The sequence below is a fragment of the Streptomyces sp. NRRL F-5123 genome (assembly GCF_000721495.1).
Taxonomy (GTDB): domain Bacteria; phylum Actinomycetota; class Actinomycetes; order Streptomycetales; family Streptomycetaceae; genus Actinacidiphila.
In genome coordinates this window covers 1-277 of sequence record NZ_JOHY01000217.1, presented here as the reverse complement: position 1 = coordinate 277, position 277 = coordinate 1, and the positions used below count along the sequence as shown (strand labels likewise).

Here is a 277-nt window from a genome sequence, read left to right as displayed (position 1 = left end):
GGTGGTGATCTGCGAGTTGGTGCGGAAGCCGCCGACGACGATGTAGAGGACGGGCGCGATGCAGACCGCGATGAAGAGCAGGGCGATGAAGTAGGTGACTGGATTGCCCCACTTGTCCGGTGCATCGCCGCTGCTGGGCTTCTTCTGTCGGGCGGAGGAGAACCAGGTCCTCTCCGTGGTCGCGCTCATCAGACGGTTCCTTCCGTGACGGCTCCGCGCAGGTCACGGCGCAGGACGAAGCGCTGGTAGATCAGCGCGACGATCAGGGAGATCAGGA

The 277-nt window shown here is 63.9% G+C and carries 1 pseudogene; it reads right to left on the bottom strand.

Features of this window, described 5'->3' with window-relative positions:
- Window positions 1-189 (bottom strand): annotated as a pseudogene (locus tag IH54_RS0139005) (carbohydrate ABC transporter permease); the annotation flags it as partial.
- Between the last annotated feature and the right edge of the window lie 88 nt (window positions 190-277).